General features: G+C 64.3%; 14 protein-coding genes. 11 read left to right on the top strand and 3 right to left on the bottom strand.

Going from position 1 to position 12,177, the window contains the following annotated elements; translation table 11 throughout:
• Positions 1–5: 5 nt before the first annotated feature.
• Both BFL43_RS26575 and BFL43_RS26580 read left to right on the top strand, forming a co-directional pair.
• The gene (locus BFL43_RS26575) at positions 6–626 is read left to right on the top strand and encodes a TIGR03085 family metal-binding protein (RefSeq protein WP_084896326.1); all 621 of its coding nucleotides are present in this window, start codon (positions 6–8) and stop codon (positions 624–626) included.
• 121 nt (positions 627–747) lie between these two features.
• Positions 748–3,582: a DNA translocase FtsK gene (locus BFL43_RS26580; protein WP_168176738.1), complete on the top strand. Its 2,835-nt coding sequence runs from the start codon at positions 748–750 to the stop codon at positions 3,580–3,582.
• Between the two features lie 3 nt (positions 3,583–3,585).
• On the opposite strand, the gene BFL43_RS26585 is transcribed toward BFL43_RS26580, so the two are convergent.
• Positions 3,586–4,302, bottom strand: coding sequence for an alpha/beta hydrolase (locus BFL43_RS26585; protein WP_084896328.1), 717 nt, complete (start codon positions 4,300–4,302; stop codon positions 3,586–3,588).
• A gap of 72 nt (positions 4,303–4,374) precedes the next feature.
• On the opposite strand from BFL43_RS26585, the gene BFL43_RS26590 reads away from it, so the two are divergent.
• Complete coding sequence (locus BFL43_RS26590; RefSeq protein WP_084896841.1) at positions 4,375–5,379, top strand: TerC family protein; 1,005 nt, start codon at positions 4,375–4,377, stop codon at positions 5,377–5,379.
• A gap of 8 nt (positions 5,380–5,387) precedes the next feature.
• Here the strand turns inward: BFL43_RS26590 and BFL43_RS26595 are convergent, their stop codons facing one another.
• Positions 5,388–5,672: a YciI family protein gene (locus BFL43_RS26595; protein WP_084896330.1), complete on the bottom strand. Its 285-nt coding sequence runs from the start codon at positions 5,670–5,672 to the stop codon at positions 5,388–5,390.
• Between the two features lie 23 nt (positions 5,673–5,695).
• Positions 5,696–6,238 (bottom strand): amino-acid N-acetyltransferase, encoded by a 543-nt coding sequence (locus BFL43_RS26600; RefSeq protein WP_084896332.1) that lies wholly within the window; start codon positions 6,236–6,238, stop codon positions 5,696–5,698.
• A 113-nt stretch (positions 6,239–6,351) separates the two neighbouring features.
• Here BFL43_RS26600 and pgsA point away from each other — a divergent pair, with 113 nt between their 5' ends.
• From pgsA to BFL43_RS26635, 8 genes are all read left to right on the top strand, one after another.
• Positions 6,352–7,017 carry a CDP-diacylglycerol--glycerol-3-phosphate 3-phosphatidyltransferase gene (gene pgsA / locus BFL43_RS26605; protein WP_084896334.1) on the top strand — a complete coding sequence of 222 codons (666 nt, stop codon included), beginning with the start codon at positions 6,352–6,354 and terminating at the stop codon, positions 7,015–7,017.
• A gap of 198 nt (positions 7,018–7,215) precedes the next feature.
• Positions 7,216–7,545 (top strand): helix-turn-helix transcriptional regulator, encoded by a 330-nt coding sequence (locus BFL43_RS26610; protein ID WP_084896336.1) that lies wholly within the window; start codon positions 7,216–7,218, stop codon positions 7,543–7,545.
• A 107-nt stretch (positions 7,546–7,652) separates the two neighbouring features.
• Complete coding sequence (locus BFL43_RS26615; protein ID WP_084896338.1) at positions 7,653–8,465, top strand: PspA/IM30 family protein; 813 nt, start codon at positions 7,653–7,655, stop codon at positions 8,463–8,465.
• Between the two features lie 145 nt (positions 8,466–8,610).
• Complete coding sequence (locus BFL43_RS29095) at positions 8,611–8,784, top strand: hypothetical protein (RefSeq protein ID WP_168176739.1); 174 nt, start codon at positions 8,611–8,613, stop codon at positions 8,782–8,784.
• 24 nt (positions 8,785–8,808) lie between these two features.
• Positions 8,809–10,005: a nucleotide disphospho-sugar-binding domain-containing protein gene (locus BFL43_RS26620; protein WP_084896843.1), complete on the top strand. Its 1,197-nt coding sequence runs from the start codon at positions 8,809–8,811 to the stop codon at positions 10,003–10,005.
• The gene (locus BFL43_RS26625) at positions 9,996–10,190 is read left to right on the top strand and encodes a DUF3046 domain-containing protein (protein WP_084896340.1); all 195 of its coding nucleotides are present in this window, start codon (positions 9,996–9,998) and stop codon (positions 10,188–10,190) included. Before BFL43_RS26620 ends, BFL43_RS26625 begins: the two co-directional genes overlap by 10 nt.
• Positions 10,191–10,447: 257 nt before the next feature.
• On the top strand, positions 10,448–11,491 hold the full coding sequence (gene recA, locus BFL43_RS26630; protein ID WP_084838531.1) for a recombinase RecA: 1,044 nt from the start codon (positions 10,448–10,450) through the stop codon (positions 11,489–11,491).
• Between the two features lie 64 nt (positions 11,492–11,555).
• Positions 11,556–12,167 (top strand): regulatory protein RecX, encoded by a 612-nt coding sequence (locus tag BFL43_RS26635; protein ID WP_240498511.1) that lies wholly within the window; start codon positions 11,556–11,558, stop codon positions 12,165–12,167.
• The last annotated feature ends 10 nt before the right edge of the window (positions 12,168–12,177 follow it).

A 12,177-nucleotide genomic window follows, 5' to 3' on the forward strand; every position in this document is an offset into this window, starting at 1 on the left:
TTCACATGACCATTGCCCAAGATGAACGCGCCGCGCTCGCGACCACCCTGCGAGCGGTTGGCCCCGATGCGCCCACTCTGTGTGACGGCTGGACGGCACGCGACCTCACCGCACACATGATCGTGCGGGAATACCGACTGGACGCGTCGCCCGGCATTCTGATCTCGGCGTTCGCCGGGCACACGGAGAAAGTCCAGAACGAGGTCGCGGCGGGGGACTGGGATGCGATGGTCACCAAGTTCGCCGCGGGTCCGCCGCTGTTCTCCCCGCTGAAGCTGGTCGATCGATTCGTGAACGTCACCGAGATGTTCGTCCATCACGAAGACGTTCGCCGCGGTGGCGCCGAGTGGGAGCCCCGGACACTGGATGCCGCGAGCACGAAGGCGGTACTCGGTCCTCTGAAGGCCATGGGCAAGCGGGCGATCGCGAAGTCGCCCGCGACGGTCGAACTGGTGACCCCGGCAGGCGAACAGATCGGTGTCGGGGGTCGCGGACCCATCGTTCGAGTCACCGGTGAACCTCTCGAACTGCTGCTGTTCGCCTTCGGACGATCGAAGACCGTCCTCGATTTTTCCGGCGACGTGGATGCGATCGCCGCGGTCAAGGCGGCCAAGCGCGGCTTTTGACCGAACCTTGCAGGTCAGCCGAGTAGAACTCGGGGCTACTCCGGTCACGAATCTGACACGGCCCGCGATACGCGTGTTGTAGATGAGGTAGGTGTGACTGTTGCCGACTAGGCTGTCAGCCATGGCAACCAAGTCCACCGCCCGTCGTTCTGGCGCGTCGGCTCGAAGTTCTGCGCAGGCAACCAAGGCCGGCGCCAAGAAGGCTGCGCCGCGTAAGGCGGCTCCGAAGAAGGCCTCACCGGCCACCGGACCGAAGAAGAGCGCAGCAAAGAAGTCCAGCGTGAAGAAGGCGGGGGCGAAAAAATCTCCGTCGACGCGAGCTGCGACGAAGAAGACCGCAGCGACCCCGGCACGCCCGGTCCGCGAGCGCCGATCGGTCGCCAAGGCCGTCGGTAGCGGGGTCGGGGCAGGCTGGGGAATGCTCGCGAAGGGTGTCGGTTCGGTCGCCCGGGTCGGTTCGCGAGGAGGCGACCCGGACTACGACGAGCGCATGTACGACACCGACGACGGCTGGGACGAGGCTGCCGGCGACTTCGGCGGCAACTGGGACGCGCGACCCGACGGCGACCATGGGCCCGGGCACACCCAGGGCAGAGATGGGATCGCCCTGGTACTGATCGCAGCCGCGATCGTGATGATCGCCGCGATCTGGTTCGACGCCGGCGGTCCGGTCGGTGCCTTCGTCGACTCCGCCACCCGCGCGGTACTCGGATCTGTTGCCGCGTTGGTTCCGGTCGTCTTGATCGTGATCGGCTTCCTGCTGATGCGGCATGCACCGAACCCGCGCGGCCGCGGACGCTTCATCGGTGCGGCGCTGCTGATCGGGTTGCCGCTGCCCGGTCTGTTTCACATCTTCTCGGGCATGCCGAACGACCTCGACGGCAGGCAGGGTGCAGGGGGCTTCATCGGTTTCGCGGTGGGCGGCCCGCTCACAGACGGTCTCACCGCCTGGCTGTCCGTCCCGATCCTGCTGCTGTGCATGGCTTTCGGGTTGTTGCTGCTGTCGGGTCTCACTGTTCGCGAACTCACGGCGGTGGTCGGTTCCTACCTCGGAATCGGTGTCGATCGTGAATGGGACGACGAAGAACCCGACGACGATGAGGATGTCGACGGCGGTTACGCAGACACCGCCTTCGGCGATCCCTACGACAACTATCCGCCCGACGAGAACCCGACAGCTGCCGGATCAGAGGCGTTGCGCAGACCGCCACGGCGCCGTCAGGCGAGTGCGGTGACCGCTTCAGAAGCCTTGACCGAACCGATCATCGACGACGACGGCAGTCCTTCCGCGGTGACGGCCGCCATCACCACGCCACCCGCCGGAGCAAAGCCGGTGCGCAAGCGGCCGGTGCCCAAGCCGACGCCCAAGCCCGCCCCGGTCGAAGACGACGACGACGACCTCGGCGGCGACCACGACGCACTGGTCGTTGATCGCGCAGTCGAGGGCGACTACAAACTGCCTCCGGCGAGTCTGCTGATCGACGGTGATCCGCCGAAGTTGGGCAGCGCGGCCAACGACGAGATGATCGATCGGATCTCGGCCGTCCTCGAGCAGTTCAAGATCGATGCCGCCGTCACCGGTTTCACGCGTGGTCCGACCGTGACCCGGTACGAGGTCGAACTCGGACCCGGTGTGAAGGTCGAGAAGATCACTGCGTTGCAGCGCAACATCTCCTACGCCGCCGCCACCGACAACGTGCGATTGCTCGCCCCGATCCCCGGCAAGTCCGCTGTGGGTATCGAGGTGCCGAACAGCGACCGTGAGATGGTCCGCCTCGCGGACGTACTAACCGCGAGTTCGACCCGGAAGGACAAGCATCCGCTGGTCATCGGTCTCGGTAAGGACATCGAGGGCGACTTCGTCACCGCGAACCTCGCCAAGATGCCGCACTTGCTCGTCGCCGGTTCCACCGGCTCGGGTAAGTCCAGCTTCGTCAACTCGATGCTGGTGTCCCTGCTGACCCGCGCTACCCCTGATGAGGTCAGGATGATCCTCATCGACCCGAAGATGGTGGAACTGACTCCGTACGAGGGCATTCCGCACCTCATCACGCCCATCATCACCCAGCCCAAGAAGGCTGCCGCTGCGCTGGCGTGGCTGGTCGAGGAGATGGAACAGCGCTACCAGGACATGAAGTCATCGCGGGTCCGCCACATCGACGACTTCAACGCGAAGGTGCGTTCAGGCGAGATCACGACCCCGCTCGGTTCTGAGCGGGTCTACAAGCCGTACCCGTACATCCTTGCGATCGTCGACGAGCTCGCCGACCTGATGATGACCGCTCCGCGTGACGTCGAGGACGCGATCGTCCGAATCACCCAGAAGGCCCGCGCCGCGGGTATCCACCTCGTGCTGGCAACGCAGCGACCCTCGGTCGATGTGGTGACCGGTCTGATCAAGACCAACGTCCCCTCGCGTCTGGCGTTCGCGACGTCCTCGCTCACCGACTCCAGGGTCATCCTCGATCAGCCCGGCGCGGAAAAGCTGATCGGTATGGGTGATGGCTTGTTCCTGCCCATGGGCGCGAGCAAGCCGGTCCGCATGCAGGGCGCGTTCATCACCGACGAGGAGATCCAGGCAGTCGTCGACTTCGCCAAGGACCAGAGCGAACCCGATTACACCGAAGGTGTGACCGCCAAGAAGGTGTCGGACAAGAAGGTGTCGGACAAGAAGGACATCGACTCCGACATCGGCAACGACCTCGACGATCTGCTGCAGGCGATCGAACTCGTGGTGACCAGTCAGTTCGGCTCGACATCGATGCTTCAGCGCAAGCTCCGGGTCGGCTTTGCCAAGGCAGGCCGCCTGATGGACCTGATGGAGACCCGGGGGGTGGTCGGGCCGTCGGAGGGATCGAAGGCGCGCGATGTGCTCGTGAAGCCGGAGGACCTGGCAGGCGTCATCGCTTCGATCAACGGTGGCGGCTCCGACACCGACGGCGATCCGGACGACTGAGCGTCATGCGCGACGCGCTGAGGCGATGAGAAGGTCCGCCAGACGTTCTGGGTCACTGAACGGCGACATGTGTCCGGCGCCGGCCAACACCGACATCCGGGCGCCGTCGATTCGGTCCGCCATCTCACCCATCGCGGCAACACTCGAGACGGGGTCGCGATCGGCCGCGATCACCGTGGTCGGCGCGGTGATCTGGCCGGTGCGGTCAGAGCAATCGAAACGCGAGATGGCAGCCAGGGCTGCCGCCCACTGCGTGCGATCGGCGTGCTGGAGCGTGGTCCGGGCGTACCGCACCGCAGGCCCGTTCGCTTCGATCTCGGCGGCGTTGAACCAGCGCTGTAGCGACTGCGAAGGATCGAGGGGCGACTTCCGCACCGTCTCGGCCAGTTGAGCGAAGGCCGGGAACGGGGTGTCGCGGGTACACAAGAGCGTCAGTGATGCCACGGAAGCGGGGGCCTGCAGAGCGAACTCGAGCGCGACCTGACCACCGAACGAGTGTCCGACCACGTGCAGGCGGCGCGCATCCTGACAGTGTTGTGCTACCAGGTCACCGGCCAGTCTCGCCTGAACATCAGGTGAACTCTCGGTGGCCGTCAGGGTTGGCGTGACTGCGTCTGCAGCGATCGCTACGGGCAATAGCTGCACTAGAGGCGCCCAAACCTCAGGTGTGAGCGGCACTCCGTGCAGGAGCAACCAGGCGGAGGTTTTGCTCTCACTCATCGAGATCTCCTCGAACGTTCGGTAAAGTCATCTTTACTGTTTGACTGGAACTGCTGCTTGGAGGCTGCGACTGTGCACGTGTCATCGACCGTGTGGATCATCACCATCCTGGTGATCCTGGGCTTGTTCATCTTCGACTTCTTCGCCCACGTGCGCGTCCCGCACGCCCCCTCGATCAAGGAATCGGGGTTCTGGTCGGCTTTCTACATCACAGTCGCACTCATCTTCGGTGGGTTCGTGTGGTGGAAGTGGGGTTCGACGTCGGGCACCGAGTATTACGCAGGCTTCGTCACCGAGAAAGCCCTCTCGGTGGACAACCTGTTCGTGTTCGTCATCATCATGGCGAAGTTCGCGGTGCCTCGTGAGTACCAACAGAAGGTGCTGCTCCTCGGTATTGTGATGGCGCTGGTCATGCGCGGTGCGTTCATCGCCGTGGGCGCGGCGGCCATCAACGCATACTCCTGGGTCTTCTACCTGTTCGGTGCATTCCTGATCTACACCGCGATCAAGCTCGTCCGCGAGTCCGGCCACGAGGAAGAGGCCGAAGAAGAGCGCGAGAGCACCATCCAGCGGTTCGTCAAGAAGGTGCTTCGCACGTCGGACAACTACGACGGCGACAAGTTGTTCACGAAAGAGAACGGCAAGCGCCTGGCCACCCCGATGCTGATGGTGCTCATCGTCATCGGCTTCACGGACGTCCTGTTCGCGCTCGACTCCATTCCGGCGATCTACGGTCTGACCTCCGAGCCCTACATCGTGTTCACCGCCAATGCGTTCGCCCTGATGGGTCTACGACAGCTGTACTTCCTGCTGGGCGGTCTGCTCGACAAGCTGGTCTACCTCTCCTTCGGCTTGTCGTTCATCCTCGGGTTCATCGGTATCAAACTCGTCCTGCACGCCCTGCACGAGAACACGCTGGGCTTCATCAACGGTGGCGAACACGTGAAGGTGCCCGAGATCTCGACTCCGTTGTCGTTGTCCGTGATCGTCGGCACGCTGGTGATCACCACGATCGCGAGCTTGCTGAAGTCGAGATCCGACGCCCGCAAGCCGGACAAGACCGAGCTCAGCCCCTAACCAAGAGTTCAGTCGGTGACGGGTCCGAACACCGGTGTCCACTCGGTGATGGTCGTTGCATCAATCGCAGCGACCGGAACGTAGGGATCGCCGGCGAGGATCGTGGACAGCGAATCGACGTCGGGCGCGTTGAAGATCAACAGCGCGCCCGACCCGTCGGTATAGGGGCCGGACGCCTTCAGCACACCATCGTCCAATAGCGCTTTCAGCCAGGTTCGATGGGTGGCGCGAGTTTCGTCGCGGACCGATGCGGTGCCGGGCGAGAACGTATAGGTGACGAGATAAGTCGACAAGGTTCCACTTTCGTTGTGCTGATCTACAGGCTTGCGATCATCCTGGTGTTGCCCAGGGTGTTCGGTTTGACGTAGCTGAGGTCGAGGAACTCGGCGACGCCGGCATCGTACGAACGGCACATCTCCTCGTAGACCTCCGAGGTGACCGGGGTGCCCGCGATCTCGGTGAAACCGTGTTTGGCGAAGAACCTGGTCTCGAAGGTCAGGACGAAGACCCGGCTCAACTGCAGTTCGCGGGCCATCTCCATCAACCGGGCAACGAGCTTGTGTCCCACCCCGTGTCCGGCGTGCGCCTTGTCCACAGCCACCGTGCGCACCTCGCCGAGGTCGGCCCACAGCACGTGCAGTGCACCACATCCGACGACAGTGCCGTCGAACTCGGCGACCCAGAACTCCTGAACTGCTTCGTAGAGGGTGACGAGGTTCTTCTCCAACAGGATCCGGCCCGCGTACTGGTCGATGAGTTCTTTGATGCGCGGTACGTCGGAGGTGCGGGCGCGTCGTACTGTCACCGCGGTTGCGGGTGCGGCGGCAGCCTGGTGTGTGGAGCGCTCGTCAGATGCCATGGATGAACAGTAATACGAGCGCCGCGTACCCCTGCCGGTGACCGCGAGGGCCGCCGCCTATCCTGTGCGTGTGGGTATTGGGCAACGCGAATCACCGGAACCAGGTGTTGCCCATGGCTGATCGTTTGCGGCGCGAGGTCAACGACCCCGAAGCCGACCCCATCTCGGACCCGGTCAGCACCGATGTCCCGGTCCTCAATCTCGCGAACATCCTCACGATGTTCCGCATCGTGCTGGTGCCGGTCTTCGTCGTGGTCCTGTTCGTCGATGATGGCGACAACCCGTGGTGGCGGACGCTGGCCTGGGGGATATTCGCTCTCGCGGCGGTCACCGATCACTATGACGGCCGGATAGCGCGACAGCGCGGATTGATCACCGATTTCGGGAAGCTGGCGGACCCGATCGCGGACAAGGCCTTGATCGGGTCGGCGTTGATCGGCCTGTCGGTTCTCGGCGAGCTCCCGTGGTGGGTGACGGGCGTGATCCTCGCTCGCGAACTCGGCATCACCGTCCTGAGGTTCTGGGTGCTGCGCCACGGCGTGATCCCGGCGAGTCGCGGCGGCAAGCTCAAGACCCTTCTGCAGGCCGTCGCGATCGGGCTGTACATCCTGCCGTTGCCCGGGTTGCTGCACTGGCTCGCGGTGATCTTCATGGCGGCCGCGCTCGTCGCGACGGTGATCACCGGCTTCGACTACGTCTGGCAGGCCTTCGCAAAGAGGGCACAGCGACGCCGGGATGCGGCCGCAGCCCGGCAGATCGACGGGCGCAGGCACCGGTGACGTTCGATCGACCCACCGGCGTCGGAGCGCATGTCGCTGTCCGGCGATCGATAAGATATTCGTCTAGTCTCGTTCACACGGTCGATCGCTGAACCCTCGACCGGCAGGGTGCGTGCTCGGCGCACTCTCTCACCGAGTTCCGGGAACGGAATCGAGCCGTGTGGCGTTGGACAGACTGACGTGTTGAGGAGGACTCATATGGCACTGCTTTTGCGGGAAGCGCTCGGTGGCAGCCTGCGGCGGGTCCGCATGGATCAGGGTCGGACGCTGCGCGAGGTCTCGACGAGCGCCCGGGTCAGTCTCGGGTACCTGTCGGAGGTCGAACGCGGCCAAAAGGAAGCATCGAGCGAACTGCTCGCGGCCATCTGCGATGCTCTGGCTGTCGAGATCGCGGACGTGCTGCTCGATGTGCGAGACACCTTGCGTACCGATCCCGAGCACGCGGCGCCGCAGGGCGGGCACGCGAACATCGCCACGGAAACCAAGGTGGTCATCCCCGCCCCGGCATCTGCGCTCGCGGCAGCTTGATCAGTGGCTCGCGAGCCCGTGTCGCGGCCTCTGCTGTTTAAGCTCGGGCCAGACGATAGATTAGACATCGAACTGCTCGGAAACGGACTTCAAGACAAGGCAGGGCAATGGCTAACCCATTCGTGAAGGCGTGGAGATACTTGATGGCGTTCGGCAACGCCAAGATCGACGAGAATGCCGACCCCAAGATTCAGATTCAGCAGGCAATAGAGGATGCGCAGCGTCAGCATCAGGCGCTGTCGCAGCAGGCGGCTGCGGTCATCGGTAATCAGCGCCAGCTCGAGATGAAGCTCAACCGGCAACTCGAGGACATCGAGCGTCTGCAGGCGAACACCCGACAAGCGCTGACCCTTGCAGACAAGTCCGCCACTGCGGGCGACACCGCGAAGGCGACCGAATACACCAACGCGGCCGAGGCTTTCGCTGCTCAGTTGGTGACCGCAGAACAGAGTGTCGAGGATTTGAAGAATCTGCACGACCAGTCGTTGCAGGCCGCCGAACAGGCCAAACGCGCCGTCGAGCAGAATTCGATGCAGCTTCAGCAGAAGCTCTCTGAGCGCACCAAGCTGCTGAGCCAACTGGAACAGGCGAAGATGCAGGAGCAGGTGTCGGCGTCGCTCAACCAGATGAGTGAACTCTCGGCTCCCGGCAACACCCCGAACCTCGAGCAGGTGCGCGACAAGATCGAGCGCCGGTACGCCAACGCTCTCGGATCGGCTGAGCTGTCCCGCAATTCGGTCCAGGGTCGGATGATGGAGGTTCAGCAGGCCAGCGTGCAGATGGCAGGCCACTCCCGGCTCGAACAGATCCGGGCCTCGATGGCAGGCGAGTCCTTGCCGGCGGGGGAGTCGAGCGCCACGCCGGCGACCGATCCGGCCGCCGCTCTGGGGCCCAACATCGAGAAGCCGCAAGCGAACTGAGTGCGGTCGATCGGTCGACCGATCGGTGGCTCTCGGGGTAGTCCCTGAACTTCCACCCATCTTGGCTGCTTTTCCGTGACACCGGGCCATACCCCTGGCACCGTTGTGGTCACCGGAGACGAACACCGGAATGAGGAGAAGCATCATGTGGTGGAAAGTATTGCTGGCAGTTCTGGTGGTGTGGTTGGCCTTCGGCCTGATCATGGCGCTGGTCAAGGGGTTGCTCTACATCCTGGTGATCGGCCTCGTCATCCTCGGCATCGTGTCCGTGGTCAAGTGGGCCAGTTCGGACAAGCAATCCACGCGTTCCGGCCTGTAGTTGACCCGTTCTCATGCCGGCCCGCTGCGGGTCGCACTCGTGGCAGGCTCCGACGCGGGGCACGCTCTGCCGGTGCTGGCGTTGGCGGAGCTGTTGCAGGACAAGGGTTTTGATCCGGTTGTCTACACGGGTTCGGGCTGGATCGAGACGGCGGCGGCACGCGGCCTACAGGTGAGAGAACTCCCGGGCCTGGGTGCCGATCGCGATGACGACGATTCGGACGCGGGCGCCAAACTCGGCGTCCGCGCCGCCCGTATGTGCGAGTTGCTCGTCCCGTTGCTTCGCCGCGATCCTCCTGATCTCGTGGTGTGCGATGTCATCACCGTGTGCGGCGGCTGGGCCGCCGAGACCCTGCGTATCCCATGGGTGGAGTTGTCGCCTCATCCGCTCTACAGCCCGTCGCGCGCGTTGCCGCCCATCGGCAGTGGTCTGGCAGCAGGGACCGGTGTCAGAGGACGACTGCGGGACACCTTGCTGCGGGCCGCCACCGACAGGTCGATTGCCGTCGGTCGACGACAACGACAATCCGCTCGTCGTGAGATCGGCCTGCCTGCACGCGAACAGGTACCTGCGGCGCGGCTGATCGCCACGCTGCCGGCCCTGGAGGTCCCCAGACCGGACTGGCCGGGCGAGGCCGAGATCGTAGGTCCGTTGCTGTGGGAGCCCACCGACGTGGTGTTCACCCCACCGCCGGGCGATGCGCCCCTGGTGGTCATTGCTCCGTCCACCGCCACCACGGGTGCGGCCGGGCTTGCCGAGACGGCTCTGGAGGCGCTTGCCCCGGACCTGTTGGGCAGGCCGGTGCGCGCAGTGGTCTCCGGCCTCGCGCCCACGGTGAGCGACCTGCCGTCGTGGGCGATCGCCGGACACGGCCGACAGGACCTGTTGCTGGCCCAGGCCGCGCTGGTGATCTGCGGCGGCGGACACGGGATGCTGGCCAAGTCGCTGATCGCCGGGGTTCCCCAGGTGCTCGTCCCCGGCGGTGGTGACCAATGGGAACTCGCCCAGCGAGCCCGCCGATGGGGCTGTGCCGAGGTGGTACGTCCGGTGACCGCGCGGGAGTTGAGTGCTTCGTGCCGAAAGGTGTTGGACAGCACATCGTTTGCCGAGTCGGCCCGGAGCGCGGGCAGCAGCGCCGCCGACACCGTCGATCCCGTCGCGGTCTGTGCCCGCGCGGCGGGCGGCCCGGGTGCTTCGCTACTCTCGGTGGCGTGCGACTGACCGAATTCGCCGAACTCATCAGCTCCGAGTTCGGCGCCACCACCGCGGATTCGCTACTCGTCGACCACGTGCTGACCGATCTCGGTGGTCGGACGGCAGCGCAAGCCCTCGAGTCGGGGGTCGATCCCAGGGACGTATGGGTCGCACTCTGCCGCGACTTCGATGTTCCCCGCAGCCGCTGGTAGTCCTTCCGATCTTTGTCGGCGTGTCATCACCATATGGCTTTGACTCGAACACGCGTTCGCCTACAGTGGGTGGCAGATAGAAGCGGCGATGAGAAATGTCGAGACCGGGGATTCGCCGGACAAGTGAATTGTCAGAGGGCTCCTCTAGCGTGACGTCAGTGCGCAAAGAGACGCCGAATACGCGAAAACGAGCCCGATCCCGCCAGACCGGCGGCACCACCGCCGACAACTCGGCCCAACCACCACTAGGGGTAACCATGGCAGCTCAACCAGACCGCGAAAAGGCCCTCGATCTGGCCTTGGCTCAGATCGACAAGAACTATGGCAAGGGGTCGGTGATGCGTCTCGGCGAGAACGCTCGCCAGCCGATCGCCACCATCCCCACCGGTTCGATCGCGCTGGATGTCGCGCTCGGAATCGGTGGTCTGCCACGTGGCCGCGTGGTCGAGATCTACGGTCCGGAGTCCTCCGGTAAGACCACGGTGGCGCTGCACGCGGTTGCCAATGCCCAGGCCGCCGGCGGTATCGCCGCCTTCATCGACGCGGAGCACGCGCTGGACCCTGACTACGCGCAGAAGCTGGGCGTCGACACCGACGCGCTGCTGGTGTCGCAGCCTGACACCGGTGAGCAGGCACTCGAGATCGCCGACATGCTGATCCGCTCAGGCGCGCTGGACATCCTGGTCATCGACTCGGTGGCCGCGCTGGTCCCTCGTGCGGAGATCGAGGGCGAGATGGGCGACAGCCACGTCGGTCTGCAGGCCCGTCTCATGAGCCAGGCGCTGCGAAAGATGACCGGTGCCATGAGCAACACCGGCACCACGGCGATCTTCATCAACCAGCTTCGCGAGAAGATCGGTGTGATGTTCGGTTCGCCGGAGACGACCACCGGAGGTAAGGCGCTCAAGTTCTATGCCTCGGTGCGACTCGATGTGCGTCGGATCGAGACCCTCAAGGACGGCACGGAGGCAGTGGGCAACCGCACCCGCGTAAAGGTGGTCAAGAACAAGGTCGCGCCACCGTTCAAGCAGGCGGAGTTCGACATTCTGTACGGCCAGGGCATCAGCAAAGAAGGCTCGCTCATTGACATGGGCGTGCTCCACGGCTTCATTCGCAAGTCGGGTTCCTGGTTCACCTACGAAGGTGAGCAGCTGGGTCAGGGCAAGGAGAATGCTCGTAAGTTCCTGTTGGAGAACACCGAGATCCGCGACGAGGTCGAGAAGAAGATCAAGGAAAAGCTCGGTATCGGAGCTGTGCTGACCGCTGATGACGAGGTCGCACCCGCCCCGGTCGAGTTCTAGCAACACATCGAGTTCTAGAAGGACGCACGAGATCGTGAACAACCCTGGGGGAGAGGATCCCCGTGTGAGCGCCGCGAAGTTGCGGAATGCGACCGCGGAGATCCTCTCCCGCAGTGCATCTGAGGACTCGGGTGCAGCATCCCGAGAGACCGTCCCGAACCGAGGGCGAGACCCCGGTTCTGGCTTCGGCTCGACCTCGGCGTCTGCGTATGACGCAGCGCTTCGATTGCTCGGGGTGCGAGGGAGAAGCCGATCCGAGTTGTTGAAGCGTTTGCAGGACAAAGATTTCCCCGCCGAGGAGATCGACTCGGTGATGGAGCGCCTGGAGCGGCAACAACTGCTCGACGACAACGATTTCGCCCAGCAGTGGGTACGATCGCGACACCTGCACAGTGGCAAGGGCCGGACGGCGCTGCGTCATGAGTTGAGGAACAAGGGCGTTGATCAGGTGATCATCGAAGATGCCCTGAGTCAGGTCGACGACGATGCCGAACATGACCGCGCCGCAGAGTTGCTGCGCCGTAAGACGCATCGCCTGACCGCGGAGGACCTCGTCGAGCGCGTCGATCGGGATAGGCACACCCGGCGACTGGTCTCGATGCTGGTGCGCCGCGGATACTCGCCCTCATTGGCGTTGGGCCTGGTCAAGACCGAGATCGACCGGCTGCGCGACTGACGCAGCCGGT

The organism is Williamsia sp. 1135 (assembly GCF_002095395.1).
Lineage (GTDB): Bacteria > Actinomycetota > Actinomycetes > Mycobacteriales > Mycobacteriaceae > Williamsia.